The organism is Flavobacterium channae (genome assembly GCF_021172165.1).
In the GTDB taxonomy this organism is placed as follows: Bacteria; Bacteroidota; Bacteroidia; order Flavobacteriales; family Flavobacteriaceae; genus Flavobacterium; species Flavobacterium channae.
In genome coordinates this window covers 114,789-130,798 of sequence record NZ_CP089096.1, presented here as the reverse complement: position 1 = coordinate 130,798, position 16,010 = coordinate 114,789, and the positions used below count along the sequence as shown (strand labels likewise).

Annotated in this window: 14 protein-coding genes; 2 read left to right on the top strand and 12 right to left on the bottom strand. The window is 32.7% G+C overall.

Annotation, left to right across the window (positions count from 1 at the left end):
• Nucleotides 1–2 precede the first annotated feature (2 nt).
• Nucleotides 3–2,033 (bottom strand): site-specific recombinase, encoded by a 2,031-nt coding sequence (locus tag LOS89_RS00595; protein WP_231835796.1) that lies wholly within the window; start codon nucleotides 2,031–2,033, stop codon nucleotides 3–5.
• A gap of 78 nt (nucleotides 2,034–2,111) precedes the next feature.
• Between LOS89_RS00595 and LOS89_RS00590 the strand changes: the two genes are divergently transcribed.
• Both LOS89_RS00590 and LOS89_RS00585 read left to right on the top strand, forming a co-directional pair.
• A complete protein-coding gene (locus LOS89_RS00590) occupies nucleotides 2,112–2,579 on the top strand; it encodes a CYTH domain-containing protein (RefSeq protein WP_231835795.1) in 468 nt (155 codons plus the stop codon).
• A 1-nt stretch (nucleotide 2,580) separates the two neighbouring features.
• On the top strand, nucleotides 2,581–3,012 hold the full coding sequence (locus tag LOS89_RS00585) for a YciI family protein (RefSeq protein WP_231835794.1): 432 nt from the start codon (nucleotides 2,581–2,583) through the stop codon (nucleotides 3,010–3,012).
• On the opposite strand, the gene LOS89_RS00580 is transcribed toward LOS89_RS00585, so the two are convergent.
• The 11 genes from LOS89_RS00580 to uvrC all read right to left on the bottom strand — a co-directional run bounded on the left by LOS89_RS00580 (nucleotide 3,013) and on the right by uvrC (nucleotide 15,937).
• Nucleotides 3,013–3,513, bottom strand: a complete 501-nt coding sequence (locus LOS89_RS00580) for a septal ring lytic transglycosylase RlpA family protein (protein WP_231835793.1) — start codon at nucleotides 3,511–3,513, stop codon at nucleotides 3,013–3,015.
• Between the two features lie 45 nt (nucleotides 3,514–3,558).
• Complete coding sequence (locus tag LOS89_RS00575; protein WP_231835792.1) at nucleotides 3,559–3,984, bottom strand: hypothetical protein; 426 nt, start codon at nucleotides 3,982–3,984, stop codon at nucleotides 3,559–3,561.
• A gap of 99 nt (nucleotides 3,985–4,083) precedes the next feature.
• Entirely contained in the window at nucleotides 4,084–5,721 is a 1,638-nt protein-coding gene (gene pgi / locus LOS89_RS00570) for a glucose-6-phosphate isomerase (RefSeq protein ID WP_231835791.1), read from the bottom strand.
• Nucleotides 5,721–6,959, bottom strand: coding sequence for a M23 family metallopeptidase (locus tag LOS89_RS00565; RefSeq protein WP_231835790.1), 1,239 nt, complete (start codon nucleotides 6,957–6,959; stop codon nucleotides 5,721–5,723). Before LOS89_RS00565 ends, pgi begins: the two co-directional genes overlap by 1 nt.
• A 27-nt stretch (nucleotides 6,960–6,986) precedes the next feature.
• A complete protein-coding gene (locus tag LOS89_RS00560) occupies nucleotides 6,987–7,913 on the bottom strand; it encodes a tryptophan 2,3-dioxygenase family protein (RefSeq protein WP_231835789.1) in 927 nt (308 codons plus the stop codon).
• Nucleotides 7,914–7,917: 4 nt separating this feature from the next.
• A complete protein-coding gene (locus tag LOS89_RS00555; RefSeq protein WP_231835788.1) occupies nucleotides 7,918–8,694 on the bottom strand; it encodes a DUF3108 domain-containing protein in 777 nt (258 codons plus the stop codon).
• 288 nt (nucleotides 8,695–8,982) lie between these two features.
• On the bottom strand, nucleotides 8,983–10,146 hold the full coding sequence (hppD, locus tag LOS89_RS00550; RefSeq protein WP_231835787.1) for a 4-hydroxyphenylpyruvate dioxygenase: 1,164 nt from the start codon (nucleotides 10,144–10,146) through the stop codon (nucleotides 8,983–8,985).
• Nucleotides 10,147–10,166: 20 nt separating this feature from the next.
• Nucleotides 10,167–10,610, bottom strand: coding sequence for a CCC motif membrane protein (locus tag LOS89_RS00545; RefSeq protein WP_231835786.1), 444 nt, complete (start codon nucleotides 10,608–10,610; stop codon nucleotides 10,167–10,169).
• Nucleotides 10,611–11,768 carry a homogentisate 1,2-dioxygenase gene (locus tag LOS89_RS00540; protein ID WP_231835785.1) on the bottom strand — a complete coding sequence of 386 codons (1,158 nt, stop codon included), beginning with the start codon at nucleotides 11,766–11,768 and terminating at the stop codon, nucleotides 10,611–10,613.
• A gap of 165 nt (nucleotides 11,769–11,933) precedes the next feature.
• The gene (locus LOS89_RS00535; RefSeq protein ID WP_231835784.1) at nucleotides 11,934–14,132 is read right to left on the bottom strand and encodes a patatin-like phospholipase family protein; all 2,199 of its coding nucleotides are present in this window, start codon (nucleotides 14,130–14,132) and stop codon (nucleotides 11,934–11,936) included.
• A complete protein-coding gene (gene uvrC, locus LOS89_RS00530; RefSeq protein ID WP_231835783.1) occupies nucleotides 14,129–15,937 on the bottom strand; it encodes an excinuclease ABC subunit UvrC in 1,809 nt (602 codons plus the stop codon). Before uvrC ends, LOS89_RS00535 begins: the two co-directional genes overlap by 4 nt.
• Nucleotides 15,938–16,010 lie beyond the last annotated feature (73 nt).

Here is a 16,010-nt window from a genome sequence, read left to right as displayed (position 1 = left end):
ACTTATTCGGTAGGAAAAAAGAAACTCATCGGTTTTCTATAAAAATGCTGTTTTATAGAGGTAATAATTGGTCGTAATTCGGTAATTGGAATATTACGAGAGCGGAAAGCCAATCCTAAAGACAACCCAAAACTCACTAAAAAGTTGACAATTCCAATCATGAAAACCCCAATAATTCCCCAAATCATCATGCTTTGCTCAACATGAAATTTTGCGCCATATAAGGCTAATGCTAAATTTCCACTCGCAAAGGTAATGTGACGAATATCTAAAGCTAATCCAAGAAATTTACCAACAGATGATGTACTTCCTAGGAAAATTCCAAACCAAAAATTGGAAATTAAACCTGCCCATTTTTTATCGTACCACTTGGCAAAACGTTTTGTTTTTTCTTTTCCAAAAGTCATTTTTAACCAAGGATGTTCTTCTATGCGGTATTTTACATTGTAATGTTTGTCTTTGTTGGCAACACTTCCTGAGATAATTCCAGATAAAAACAAGAAAAATCCAGCAATAGCGGCATGAAAAAGCAACAACGATTTTATTGGATTTAAATCGGTGATGAATTTGAACCATTTTACTTCGGCAATATTATTTCCAAACGTCGTATCGATTAACCAAATTCCTAATAAAGCAACAGGAAACGCCATGATAACATTTCCAAGAAACGCCACAAACTGCGAACGGAATAATCTGGCAAACAAAACCGCAAAACTTTTGTGTTTTTCACCATCGCCATTGGCTTGTTTTTTCAAACCATCTTCAAGCGCACTAATTAATGCAGCAGCCGTCATTGCAGGTTGCTTAGTTGCTAGCGTAAATCCGAGAAGGTAAATAACAATAAATCCTAAAGAATAATTTAAACTGTATAAAAAGGCGTGACCAAAATCACTAGTTTCAATTTTAGAAAACAACAGTTTAATAATACATAAAAATCCAACGATTAAACCACCGCCCATAGCCGCATAAAGCATTTTAAAATACTCGGTTTTAGAAACGGTTATATAGTGTTCGCCTGTTTTTGCGGTGTGTTGCGTGATTTCGTACGATAACAATTGCGTGCTTTCGTTAAATAACTTTCTAACGTTGGTTTTTAAGCAATTGTATTTAATGAGTTTAATCGCTAATTCAATTGATTTTGCTTTTTTGTCTTCGGGTTTATCGATTACCAAAAGTGGCATCAAAACACCTACGCGATACAACTGTTGTTTGATGCGCAACAAGTTTTGATTCACACGTAGCGAAATTCCGTATTTAGAGGAGTTTTGAAAGGCTTTCTCAACAAATTCGTTACATTGTTTATACAACACCAACAATTGCTTGTAATTGATATCAGATGAAGTGGTGTAAAATTCCGATTCTTTATTGCGAATCGTATTTTCAATGGCATACAATTCTTTTTCAAAAGCAGCAAATGGACTTTCCAAACCAGCATATTCGGGCACCATTTTCATTACGTCAGATTCTAGGGCTTTCCCGCTGGTTCTTTGCGAAAGCAGATTGATAGCTTGCATCACTTCATACAAAGGCGAATTGACCGCAACGTTTTCATAAATCGTCTCAAATTGAAACAATTCAAAAAGCGTTTCTAACTCAGATTTTGGAATTTTATTAATCCAAACCGGATCAGAATCCACATAAAAAACCTGATTTAAAACATATTGTAAGGTGTCTTTTGGCGCTTGATAGGGTAAAACTTTTGCAAAAACACGCTTTTTAACTTCGTAGAAGAAATCGGTATCTTGAAGAATTCCGGCATCAGTTAAAATGGCGTCGAAATTTTTGCTTTGTAAAACCGTTTGCAAATACGCTACAAAGTTGATTCGTTCCTCATCGTTATTTGTAAAAAATTCGATAATAGGAAAAAGAGTTATTTGTTCTGGTTTTTTTGGATTTCTTGGACGGACGGCGTTAACCAATTGAACTAAAATATCAATTTCGTTTTCTTCATTACGCCAGAGCTGTAATTCGTTAAAGTATTTCTTAAGAATTACATCGGGAGAAAGATGATTTTTGCTTGTAAATAAATTCATAATTTTGGTCATAGATTCGTAAAGATACAAAGAGAAAGTATTTTTTAGTAATTTAGAAGCCTAAATAAATATTAAATTTTGACAGAAATAGAGCGCAAATTTTTAGTCACGTCAACCGATTTTATTTCGGAAAGTAGGACTCAGTTTAGAATTGTACAAGGCTATTTGAATTCGAATCCCGAACGAACCGTTAGAGTTAGAATCAAAGGTGACAAAGGTTTTTTAACCATAAAAGGCAAAGGAAACGAATCGGGCATGAGTCGTTTTGAGTGGGAAAAAGAAATCTCCATTTCAGAAGCTGAAGCCTTGTTACTACTTTGTGAAAAAGGCGCTATTGATAAAATTCGTTACGAAGTTCCTATGGGGAAACATACGTATGAAGTTGATGTTTTTGCAGGTGAAAACGAAGGTTTAATCGTAGCGGAAATAGAACTACAATCGGAAACTGAATCTTTTGAAAAACCGAATTGGTTAGGGAAAGAAGTCACTTCTGACGAACGTTATTACAATGCTTACTTGAGTAATAATCCTTTTAAATCTTGGTAAAATGAAAGCACTTTTTGGAATATTGGCAACAATTTTATTGTTTTCTTGCGGTTCAAATACCGTAATTTATCCTGACAAACCGAAAACCAATCACGAAACCGTTAGCTACAAAGAAGGCGATACTACGTATGTGATGCAGAAATATTTTTTGGTCATGCTTAAAAAAGGTCCTAACCGTGAACATTCGAAAGAAGAAGCGGCGGAAATTCAGAAAAAGCATATGGAACATATCAATTGGTTAGCGAAAACGAATAAAATTAGTGTCGCTGGTCCATCTGATAAACATGAAACGATTTCAGGATTCTTACTTTTCAATACCGAAACTATGAAAGAAGCGGATAGTTTAGCTAATCTTGATCCAGCAGTAAAAGCAGGAAGATTAGTTGTGGAAACGGTGCCTTGGTGGGCTTCAAAAGGAAGTAAATTGAAATAATTACTCTACGATTTCTAAACTCACACGTAAAAGTGAGCGTCCATTATTATGAGAAATATCTAAAAAGGGACGTTTTGCCAAATCGATTTCTCTTCCTCTAGTGTGCGGACCTCTATCGTTGATAGTTACGATAACGCTTTTGTTATTGGCTAAATTGGTTACTTTTACTTTCGTTCCAAATTTTAGCGTTTTATGTGCCGCCGTATATTTTTTGTTGCTAAAAACTTGTCCGCTTGCGGTTCGTCTTCCATTTAATTTATCGGAATAATGCGAAGCTTCTACGTTTTTCTTGTATAGTTTGGTTTTTAGATTAGCTATAGAATCGGCCACTCGAATAGAGTCTGATTTTTTTATCGAATCTAAAAGTTGGAGGGAATCTTTTTTCTTAACGGTATCATATAAAGAAGCTTTTCTAACGAAACCAGATTTAGTTCCATTAGAAAAGCCTACTAATGCGGCAATAAGTAATACAAATGCTATTATTAAGATGTTTTTCTTCATAATTTATTGATTTTCTTGACTTATTACCAAAGACTGTACCAAAGACTAGTTGAACCAGTTAGCCCAAGGAAGTCTCGATAAGATTAATATTAAACCTAATGTATAGAAAACGGCAATCTTTTTGAATTTTCCGTTGTTACTTTCTTCTTTTTTGTGTTTTGACCATCCGATTGTGATTAATACTAAAGCAATAATATTAATTAATGGATGCTCTAACGAAGTTAAACGCACAGCAGCGTCTTTCATGTTACCTAATTGTTCTAATCCTAATGGAGAAACAAAATACAAAATCAAACCTACTAACAATTGAATATGGCAGATGATTAAAGTGAATAAAGACAAACGTAAGTCTTTATCGGTAAATAATTTTTTAGAGGTTAATCCAAAAATGGCATTAATTGAAGCTAATACTAAAAGCCCTAAAGCGGCATAAGCTAAGATAGAGTGAACGGATTGAATAGTTTCGTACATACCTAATTTTTTTTAAAGTGAATTACAAATATAGGAAATTAAAAAACCTCTTACCCAAAAAAATGAATAAGAGGTTTTTATATCATGTATTTCAAAAACTTATTTCAAATACGCTTTTAACAAAAACGAAGTAGAACTATCGTGATTTTTCACTTCTTTCGACTCGATTTCGTCTAAGATGGAATTAGCTAATTGTTTTCCTAATTCCACGCCCCATTGGTCATAACTGAAGATGTTCCAAATGATACCTTGCACAAAAATCTTGTGTTCGTACATTGCCACTAAAGCACCTAATGACTCTGGCGTTAATTTATCGATTAGAATCGTATTTGTTGGTTTATTTCCTGAAAACACTTTGAAAGGCAATAGAAAATCGGCTTTTTCACCTGAAATTCCTTGTTTCTCGAATTCTGCTTTTACTTGCGCTTCGGTTTTACCCATCAATAAAGCTTCGGTTTGCGCAAAGAAATTCGACATCAATTTGTCATGATGGTCTTTGTTTTCGTAAAGTGATTGTTTGAATCCGATGAAATCTGTTGGAATTAATTTGGTTCCTTGATGAATCAACTGGAAAAACGCGTGTTGCGAATTTGTTCCAGGTTCGCCCCAAATAATTGTTCCAGTTTGATAATTTACAGGTTTTCCGTCTCTTCCAATACTTTTTCCGTTACTCTCCATAATACCTTGTTGTAGATAAGGAGCTAACTTTTGTAAATATTGAGTGTACGGAATTAAAGCTTCGCTTTCGGCACCAAAAAAGTTGTTGTACCAAATGCTTAGTATAGCTAAAATTACCGGAATATTTTTGTCGAAAGATTCGTTTTTGAAATGTTCGTCCATTTCGTTGGCACCTTTCAATAACTTATCGAAATTATCAAATCCAACAGCTAAACTTATAGATAAACCTACCGCGCTCCATAACGAAAAACGACCTCCAACCCAATCCCACATTGGGAAAACGTTGTCGGGATTAATTCCGAATTCGGTTACCTTTTGGATATTAGTTGAAACCGCTACGAAATGCTTCGCCACATCGTCTTGTGAAGCGGATTGTAAAAACCAGCTTCTGATGGTTTCGGCATTGGATAAGGTTTCTTGCGTAGTGAACGTTTTAGAAACGACTACAAATAAAGTAGTTTCTGGATTTAATTTCTTGATTACTTCGTTAACGTGATCGCCATCTACATTGGAAACAAAATGAACGTTTAAATGATTTTTATAGAATTGTAAGGCTTCTACAATCATCGCTGGACCCAAATCAGAACCGCCAATTCCAATATTTACAATATCCGTGAATGGTTTTCCTGTAAATCCTTTTCTATTTCCTGAGATAACTTCGTTTGAGAAGTTTTTAATTTTATTTTTTACCGAATATACTTCTGGCATTACGTTAACGCCATCAACCAAAATATTGGCTGATTCTTTTGCACGAAGCGCCGTGTGTAAAACCGCTCTGTTTTCGGTTTGATTGATTAAATCGCCTTGGAAATAACTTGAAATCGCTTTTTTTAATTGCACTTCATTAGCTAAATTCAATAATAAATCTAACGTTTCTTGATTGGCAATATTTTTAGAATAATCAACTAAAAAATCATTCCATTGTATGTGAAATTTCTCAGCTCTATTTGTATCAGAAGCAAACAAATCTTTCATAGAAGTTGCTTGCATTTTCTCAAAGTGTGATTGTATTTGCTGCCATGCAGCTGTTTGTGACGGATTTACTTTTGGTAGTGTCATTATTCTTTAAATTTTACTGCAGTTATACTATCCAATTCTTTCTTTAAAGGAGCAATATGCGCTAAATATTTTTGTTTATGTGATTCATTCATCGGTTCGGCATTTGGCAATTTCAGCCTAAGCGGATCTACTTGAACGCCATTTTTCCAAAAACGATAACAAACGTGTGGACCAGTGGCCAAACCAGTACTTCCTACTTTACCAATTACTTGTCCTTGCGTAACGCGTTGTCCGTTGCGAACTAAAATCTTGGACATGTGTAAATATTGCGTAGAATATGTTGAACTATGACGAACTTTTACGAAATTTCCATTTCCAGCAGTATAACCTGTTCTTTCAACAACTCCAGAAGCAGTTGTTTTAATAGGAGTTCCATGTGGCGCAGCATAATCAGTTCCGTTATGTGCTTTAAAACGCATTTGAACCGGATGGAAACGTCTACCCGAAAAACGTGAAGAGATTCTAAAATAATCCAATGGCGCCTTTAAAAACATACTCTTTAAACCTTTTCCGTTTTCATCATAATAGTCTTCATATTTTTGATTTTCGGACAATTTATAAGGAAACGCGAAAATTTTCTTGCCTTTATGTTCAAAGTAAGAAGCTTCGATACTTTCTACACCAACATAAATGGAATCGTCGATATAGCGTTCGTTTATGGTAACCGCAAATTTATCACCTTTTTGAATTTTAAAGAAATCGACAGTATAAGCGTAAATATTCGCTAACTTATTGGCTAAACCAGCACTGACTCCAGCATTGCTAAGCGTTTCGGATAATGAACCTTCGATTTCTGCTGCTACTACTCTTCTCTTTAAAGTAGTGGGTTTCTTTTTATTGAAAACTGCTATTGAATCTCTAAAATCAACAACAGTATAGCTAATTCTATCTTCGATATAAACTAAAGCTTGAAGCGTGTTAGGCTTTTTCTTATCGAGAAACATGATGTAAGGTTTACCTGCTTTAATTCTTCTTACATTGAAAGAATCTTTTACTTTTTCGGTAACATCATGAACTCGTAAACTATCTTTTAATGGATATTTTTCTAAAAGTTTACCAAAAGTATCGCCTGAACGAATTGTATCTCTAACTACTTTGAAGTCGTTAAAGGTAAATCCGTATTCTTTTATGATAGGTTCTTTTTTTACTACTGCTTTTTTTGTTTTTTCTGATTCTTCTTTTGAATTACAAGCGGTAAAAAAAGTAACAAATAAAATGGCTATTACTAAATATCTCAATGTTTTTTGTTTTATGCACTATGGCGGTTATTCTCCCCAGTTATCTAATTCTTCTTTCGTCCATAATTCAGGGAAGAATATTCTTTTTTGGTATTTTGGTAACATGTATTTTTTCCAGTCACTTCCACCTGTAGCTTCGTGATTTCCTGGTACACTTTCGATGTATTTTTTTGCTGCATTAAAGTGACCCATTACCCATGTTATGTTTACGGTTTTATCGTAATGACGCATCGCTGCTACTAATTCTGGATTTTGTTGATCGGCTTCTGGTAACTGTTTAAATTTTCTCCACAAATTAATGGTGTTGTATTCTTCCATATAATCTAAGAAAACCTTTTTGTATTTCTTTTCGAATTCTAAAATCAAATACGATTTTTCTCCAGTGTGATAATCTTTACCAGCAGCTTGCCAATACAAATGTTCGAAAGCGTGCTCGTATGGTGTATTTCTATCAATTGTAGCTCTAAAACGATTATCTATTAAGTTGATTAAATCGGTTGAACTAAACTCAATTAATCGATATTGTGCCGATTGAAAACCACTAGCCGGCGTAAGTGTATTTCTGAATTTTAAATATTGCTCAGGTTCCATACCATCTTTCATGATATCGAAAGAAGTAGTTAACATATCAAAATAACGACTAATTCTACCTAATTTTTCAGTAAAATAATCTGTTGTTGGTTGCTCATTATGGCATAATTGGTCCATTTCCCATAAAATCATTTTGAACAACAATTCGTTTACTTGATGATACATTACAAAAACCATTTCGTCTGGCAAAGTGGTTCTTTGTGTTTGAAGACTTAAAAGTGCGTCGGTTTGAATATAATCCCAATAGGTAATTGGTTTTGCCCAAATTAATCCTTCAAGATGCGTAGACGTATTTTGATTTATTGCTTCAAACTTATCGTTTAGTTGATTTAATTGTTCCTGAATTTTAGGAGTTACTTCCATTATTTTATTTTTCTACTTTAACTACAAATGAATTTTTTAATCCTTTAAAAGCTTCTAAATCGGCTTTTAAAGAACCTACTGCTAAGCTTGCTTTTAAACGAATAGGAATTTTATTATCATCATCTGATATCCAAACAGTTAAGCTTTCTTCTTCTTTAAAGACTCTTCCAGCCTGAACATAAGGTTTGAATATCATACAAGAAACTTTTCCAAATTTAGTTTTTATATCTTCTCGACCAACAAATTTTAACTTAAACTTTGTGGTTTCATCATCAAAAAACATATCTATTGCAATTGATTCGCCTACTTTAAGTTTATCAATTTTAGGATGATTTCTCAAATAGTAAAATGAAGACACAATATCCTGAACGTTTTCAGGAACCGAAAATGTTTTTTCTGTTTTCTTTTTGTAATCTTTTACTAATACTGTGTTTTTATCTTGATCAAAAAAACCTTCTTGATTTTTAGTATAACCACCTTCATCAATTTTTCTAACAAATTGATACGGCTTCATGGTTTGCTTGTCAAAATAACTTTCGTAATTATCTTCAACTTTAAAGAAAAACTTAGTCATACCTACAGTCCAACCTTTTCCTACTACATGATGTACTCTTTTGTTGTTTTTAACGGCATCTTTAATTTCTAATGTGGCATAACCAGCATTAACCAATCCGTAGTGAATTCGAAGTTTAAACCATTCTCCAGTAGTGTATGCATTTTCTTGTTCAACGAAAGAATTCGTAGTCACGAAAAGAACCAATAATAAGATAACTTTTTTCATAATTTATTCCTTTTAGAAATGAAAATGCAATTTCTGTTCCAAAAATACTAAAACAAAAAAACCCAGTCAAAAATATGACTGAGTTTTTATGCTATTAACCAACCAAAAAACTATAAATTATGAAAATTTATTGTCAAAACAAGGCAAACTACCTCCCTGTTTTGCGAGTGCAAATGTAGAAATGTTTTTTGAATTATTCTTAGTTAAATTTCAACTTTAACATATTTTTATCAAAAATCATGTTACTACAACGTTGTAATTTGATGATTTGTTAATAAAAAGCTATTTTTATAATGTACCTCGCAATTCCTGTTCACGTTCAATTGACTCAAAAAGGGCTTTAAAGTTACCTGCACCGAATCCACGAGCACCCATTCTTTGAATAATTTCGAAGAAAAGCGTTGGACGATCTTCAACTGGCTTAGTAAAAATTTGCAACAAATATCCTTCTTCATCTGCATCAATCATGATACCTAATTTTTGAAGTTCATTAATATCTTCTTTGAATTTAGACATATGATCTTTCAATCTTTCAGGAATTGCATCATAATAAGCTTGAGGTGGCGTGCTTAAAAACTCAATTCCTCTTGCTCTCATATCAGCAACTGTTTTAATAATGTCATCTGTTGCCACAGCAATGTGCTGAACACCTTCGTCTTCGTAGAAGTCTAAATATTCTTCAATTTGAGAACGTTTTTTACCATTTGCAGGTTCGTTAATTGGGAATTTAATTCTTCCGTTTCCGTTACTCATAACTTTAGACATTAAAGCAGAATACTCTGTAGTAATTTGTTTGTCATCAAAAGAAAGGAAGTTTACAAATCCCATAACGTCTTCAAACCATTTAACAGCTTCGTTCATTCTGTTCCAACCTGTATTCCCAACCATGTGGTCGATATATTTTAAGCCAACTGGTTCTGGATTATAATCAGATTTCCACTCGCTGTAACCAGGCATAAAAATTCCGTTATAGTTTTTACGCTCAACGAAAACAAATACTGTTTCTCCATAAGCTCCATAAATTCCTGCGCGAACTACCTCTCCATTTTCATCTTTTTCAACAACTGGTTCAAAATACGATTTTGCACCGCGACTTGTAGTTTCTTGATATGATTTACGAGCATCTTCAACCCAAAGCGCAATCACTTTAACGCCATCACCATGTTTTTTCACATGTTCACCAATTGGCGAGTTACTGTTTAAAGCTGTTGTTAAAACTAAACGGATTTTATCTTGTTTTAAAACATAAGAAGCTCTGTCTTTAACACCAGTTTCTAATCCCGCATAAGCCAAAGATTGAAAACCAAAAGCGGTTTTGTAAAAATGAGCCGCTTGTTTTGCATTACCTACATAAAACTCAACATAATCTGTTCCTAATAAAGGTAAAAAGTCTTGAGCTCCTTCAAATATTTTCTCTAATCCGTATTCTACCGATTTTATTTCTTGTGCCATAATTCTTAATTTTTAATTATCTATTTAATAGAATCCACAAAAGTAGAATCTATATAAACAGAATCGTTATTATAAATTTCTTCTATTTCCTCTTCCATATAAATGGAATCGTTGATTTGTGTATTGTTTAATTTTTCTAATTTGTTTTTAAAAACATCGGATATTCCAACTTGATAAAACACAACCGCAACCACAATAACTATAAAATATAATGATGACAAAATAGTCGTAATCAAACAAATAATCTTTGCAACATAAACATTCTGTTTGCTTTGAGGCGAATATATTGACGGATCTGCATCGTAATCTTTTAAACTTTTTATAGAAAGAACTAGTCCTACAATTCCTAAAATTAATGATAGAAACACTACTAGTCCACAACAAAAACCTAAAACCATAATTACAAATGCAATGATTCCAAGTATTAAAGCTGTTGGGTCGGCTGATAATTTATTATAATTCATTTAGTCTAACCAAGATTGATAATATTTTTCATCAGCAATCTTCATAGCATCTTCTGTAACCATTAAAGGTTTAAAAGTATCTACCATTACTGCTAATTCTTGTGTATCTACTTTACCGATACTTCTTTCAGTAGCTCCTGGGTGTGGTCCATGAGGAATACCAGCTGGATGTAAAGAAATATGTCCAGCTTCGATATCATTTCTACTCATAAAATCGCCATCAACATAGTACAACACCTCATCACTATCAATATTACTATGATTATAAGGTGCTGGAATAGATTCAGGATGATAATCGTACAAACGAGGCACAAATGAACAAATTACAAACGCATCTGTTTCAAAAGTTTGGTGCACTGGAGGCGGTTGATGAATTCTTCCTGTAATAGGCTCAAAATCGTGAATTGAAAAAGCATAAGGATAATTGTATCCGTCATATCCAATTACATCGAATGGATGCGAAGCATATACCATTTCAAAGATTTCATCTTTCTTTTTAACTTTAATTACAAACTCACCTTTTTCAGCATACGTTTCTAATTCTTCTGGACGACGAATATCACGCTCACAAAATGGTGAATGTTCTAATAATTGCCCGAACCAGTTTCTGTATCTTTTTGGAGTATAAATTGGACGGTGTGATTCAACAATAAACAAACGATTATCATCGGTATCAAAATCCATTTTATAAATCATTCCACGAGGAATAACTAAGTAATCTCCATATTTAAAATCAAGATTACCATACATTGTACGAAGTTTTCCTATTCCTTTATGGATAAAAATTACTTCATCAGAATCGGTATTCTTATAAAAATAATCTGAAGTTAAATTCTTTGGAGCAGCTAATACAATATGACAATCAGAGTTCGTTAAAACTATTTTTCTACTTTCTAGAAAATCATTTTGAGGCTCAACTTGAAATCCTCTTAATCGATACGATTGAATATTGTTTGATTTTGCAATTTTAGGTGCAACAGAATATTGCTTACGAATTTCTTTAACCATTGTTGGTCTAAATTCGTGGTAAGAATTGGTTGACATTCCGTCGAATCCAATTGTTCCAAATAACTGCTCATAATACAAATCTCCGTTTGGTTTTCGGAATTGAATATGACGCTTTGGAGGGATGTTCCCTAATTTATGATATATTGGCATTTTTTTCTTTATTAAAAGTTCTAATTAAAGCTTAAAGCAAGAATAAATTCTCGCTTATAATCAAAAAAAAATATGCGCTCATTCAGGATTTCTCTTGATGAGGAACTTTAAATGTGAAAGTAAGCCTGCCCAATTTTTCATCAATACAAATATCGTAAAAAAAAATTAAAACCAAAACCCTACAGAAAACCACGTATAATGGTCTCTAGTTTCTGGCGACCAAGAATGTTTGATTTCGACTGGACCAATTACTGTTTCCATTCCGTAACCTACCGAATAACCTGAATAATTTGGTTTTACAAACCAAGTATCTACGGTGTCAAAGATATTATCTCCAACATTAGCAAAGTTAGCAATAAAATTCAAATGATGTTTCTTAAATATCTCGTAATCTGCTGTTAATAACAACTTTACATAGCTATTTCCTGCAATACTTAAATAATCATAACCAAAAAATGGTTTTATATTATTTACTTGTTGAAACCCATAACCACCTAATATAAAATCAAAATAAGAAACACTTTTTTCTCCAAAAGCAAATCCGCCTTCTGTTTGCAATTTAAAAACCAAGTTTTTGTAAACGGGTTGAGCAAAACCAAAATCGGCTTTAGCAATAGAAAAACGCTCAAAATTATTTTTATAATCTGATGAATAAACATAAGAACGAATCTCAGAATTGAAATTCCAACCCGTTTTTGGAAAATATTTTTTATTGAACGAATCGTATTTCATAAAACCAAATAGAGATAGATAAGTGCTATTTTCAAAAACCGAATTAGTATTTCCTAAAGTTTCCGATTCAAGTTTTAAAACTTTGAATTCAACACCACCACCTAAAGAAAACTTTTGCGCAAAAATAGTTTGCATATAAGCTTGATTGCTAAAATCTAAAAAATCAACATTTATTGCACTTGCGTTTGTATTTAAAGCAACATCCTCAGCAATAGTACTCGTAACATTTCTATTAAAAGTGGTTAATTTAGAATTGAATCCAAAACTCCAATAAAATCCATTATCTATATAATAATCAAAATTATAACGAATGTTATCACCTAAAACCAAATCTAAAGAAGCAACATCATTTTTTGCAATTAAACGCTTCTTGGTGTAATTTAATAAAATACCGCTTTTAAATAAATCATCATAATGCAATCCAAACTTTAAAAATGCCGTACTTTCATTTTCTTTCAATTGCAAAATCAACTTTTCTCCATCTTGCATTTTTTCAAAAGAATAATTTATGGCACTAAAGTTTTGAGTAGCATTTAAATTCAGAATTCCTTTTTTTAATTGCTTGTTTGATATTTTAGTGTTCTTTTTAAACTTGAGTTTTCCGATTATATAAGCTCTTGTAAAATTATCAAGTTTATTAAACATAATATCTTTTATAAAAAGAGAATCTTGTAACACAACACGTTCTTTTATCTCCTTATCGGTATTGGCATACAATACTAATTTCTGAATATGTTCTAAAGCTTTTTCTTTTCCCTTTTCAATGATTACTTTTCCTTTTTCAAAATCAACAACTGTAAATCCTTTTATATCAGGCTTTATATAAATGTCTGTTGCTTTTTGTTTCCCTTCCATTTTCTCAATCATAGAAAAATTATTGATTTGAGACAAAACAGAAGTAACACCTTTTAATTCTTCCCGAGTTTTTAAACCATCTTGTACATCAACTCCAATAATAATATCCAAACCTCTATCCTTAAGTTCTTCTATTGGGTAATTATCAATAACACCTCCATCAATCAATATTTTTCCATTTATTTCTACCGGATTATATAACGTTGGCAAAGCACCACTAGCAATCATATTTTGAGCTAAAACACCCGAATCCAACACTACTTTTTCACCTGTTTCGGCATTGGTTGCAATACAAAGAAAAGGAATTGGAAGTTCGTCAAAGTCTCTAACATGTCGCACGTGTTGTGTTAAAGTTGACAATAAATTGAAATTATAAAGTCCTTTTGATAATCCAGAAGGTAATCCGAGTCTAAATTTATTGAAGGGTAAGGTTAACGCATAAATTTCATCGTTTCGCTTTTCATAAAAAGATTTGGCTTCTCTTGGAGTGTAATCCTGAAGTAAAGCATCAACATCTACATGAGAAAAAATAGAATCCAATTCTTCGGCACTATATCCTGAGGCATACAAACCACCAACAATTGCTCCCATACTAGTTCCTGCCACATAATCAATTTTAATTCCTAACGAATCGATTACTTTAAGCACACCAATATGGGCCAATCCCTTAGCGCCTCCGCCACTAAGAACTAGTCCTACTTTTGGTCTTGGATTTTCTTGTCCTAAGCTGATTTGGGTAAAAATTAGTAGGCTTACAAACAAGAAGAATTTTTTCATGAATTTTTATCAGATTGAATTGTCTTGTAAAAGTCGGAAATTTTTTTGGCTTTTGAAACCCCTACAACCTCAGAAATTGCTTTTTCATCGGCATTTTGCAATCTTTTAACACTTTTAAAATGTTTCATTAAAGTAATCATCGTTTTTTCTCCAATTCCTGGTATACTTTCCAAACTATTTGTTAGTGCTGATTTACTTCTTTTATCGCGATGATGTGTAATCCCAAAACGATGTGCTTCGTTTCGTAAATACTGAATTACTTTTAACGTTTCCGATTTTTTATCCAAATACAAGGGCACTGAATCTCCTGGATAGAACAACTCTTCCAAACGTTTTGCAATTCCTATTATAGCTATTTTACCACGTAAACCTAAATCATCCAAACTTTTTAATGCGGAAGACAATTGGCCTTTTCCACCATCAATAATAATCAATTGTGGTAAAGATTCGTTTTCATCTAACATGCGTTTATATCTACGATAAACCACTTCTTCCATTGAAGCAAAATCATTAGGACCTTCAACCGTTTTAATATTGAAATGACGATAATCTTTCTTACTTGGTTTTCCATCTTTAAAAACCACACAAGCCGAAACTGGATTTGTTCCTTGAATATTAGAATTATCAAAACATTCAATATGGCGTGGTTCAACTGATAAACGCAAATCTTTTTGCATTTGCGCCATAATACGATTCGTATGACGTTCTGGATCTACAATTTGGATTTGCTTCAATTGATCCAATCGGTAATATTTAGCATTACGTTCTGATAAATCTAAAATTTGTTTTTTATCGCCCAATTGAGGAATGGTAACTTTTACATTTTCTCCTAAATCAATTGCAAAAGGAACCACAATTTCTTTAGCATTCAAATGAAAACGTTCGCGAAGCTCAACAACAGCTAATTCTAATAATTCTTCGTTGGTTTCATCAAGCTTTTTCTTTAATTCCAAAGTATGGGAACGAACAATTGCACCATGCGAAATTTGTAAAAAGTTTACATAAGCCATTGTTTCATCGGAAACAATTGAAAACACATCTAAATTGGTAATTTTCGGATTCAGAACCGTAGAACGCGATTGGTAGTTTTCTAAAACTTCGATTTTTTCTTTGATTTTTTGTGCTTCTTCAAACTTCATATCCATCGCCAAATCAGTCATCAATTTTTTAAAATCTTTCAAACTTTCTTTGAAATTTCCTTTTAAAATTTGACGTATTTTTTCAATTTGTGCTTGATAATGTTCCAAAGATTCATACCCTTCACAAGGTCCTTTACAATTTCCGATATGATATTCCAAACACACTTTAAATTTTCCAGAATCAATATTCGCTTTAGATAAATCGTAATTACACGTTCGAAGTGGGTACAATTCTTTAATCAAATCCAAAATTGTATGAACCGTTTTGAAACTTGTATAAGGTCCAAAATATTCTGAACCGTCTTTAATCATTTTTCGAGTAGAAAAGATACGCGGAAATCGTTCGTTTTTGATACAAATCCAAGGATACGTTTTATCATCACGAAGCAATACATTATAACGTGGTTGCAACTTTTTAATCAAATTGTTTTCCAACAGTAAAGCATCAGTTTCCGTAGGAACCACAATGTGTTTAATCGTAACAATCTTCTTAACTAAAACCGACGTTTTATAATTATCGTGATTCTTTGTAAAGTACGATTGAACGCGTTTTTTTAGGTTTTTCGCCTTTCCAACATATAGAATTTTCCCATCTTTATCAAAATATTGATACACGCCCGGATTATCAGGTAACGTTTGGATTTGAAGTTCTAAAGGTGTTTGCATTTTTTTTTGAGAAAAGAGGAAAGAACAAAGATAGAGATTTGTTTTAATTGAAACGGAAGCTTCACAATACTAA

Coding starts and splice junctions, on each gene's coding strand:
- LOS89_RS00535 (WP_231835784.1), bottom strand. CDS start 14,132: ATGAAAAAATTCTTCTTGTTTGTAAGCCTACTAATTTTTACCCAAATC.
- LOS89_RS00555 (WP_231835788.1), bottom strand. CDS start 8,694: ATGAAAAAAGTTATCTTATTATTGGTTCTTTTCGTGACTACGAATTCT.
- LOS89_RS00560 (WP_231835789.1), bottom strand. CDS start 7,913: ATGGAAGTAACTCCTAAAATTCAGGAACAATTAAATCAACTAAACGAT.
- LOS89_RS00595 (WP_231835796.1), bottom strand. CDS start 2,033: ATGAATTTATTTACAAGCAAAAATCATCTTTCTCCCGATGTAATTCTT.
- LOS89_RS00540 (WP_231835785.1), bottom strand. CDS start 11,768: ATGCCAATATATCATAAATTAGGGAACATCCCTCCAAAGCGTCATATT.
- pgi (WP_231835791.1), bottom strand. CDS start 5,721: ATGACACTACCAAAAGTAAATCCGTCACAAACAGCTGCATGGCAGCAA.
- LOS89_RS00545 (WP_231835786.1), bottom strand. CDS start 10,610: ATGAATTATAATAAATTATCAGCCGACCCAACAGCTTTAATACTTGGA.
- uvrC (WP_231835783.1), bottom strand. CDS start 15,937: ATGCAAACACCTTTAGAACTTCAAATCCAAACGTTACCTGATAATCCG.
- LOS89_RS00585 (WP_231835794.1), top strand. CDS start 2,581: ATGAAAGCACTTTTTGGAATATTGGCAACAATTTTATTGTTTTCTTGC.
- LOS89_RS00580 (WP_231835793.1), bottom strand. CDS start 3,513: ATGAAGAAAAACATCTTAATAATAGCATTTGTATTACTTATTGCCGCA.
- hppD (WP_231835787.1), bottom strand. CDS start 10,146: ATGGCACAAGAAATAAAATCGGTAGAATACGGATTAGAGAAAATATTT.
- LOS89_RS00575 (WP_231835792.1), bottom strand. CDS start 3,984: ATGTACGAAACTATTCAATCCGTTCACTCTATCTTAGCTTATGCCGCT.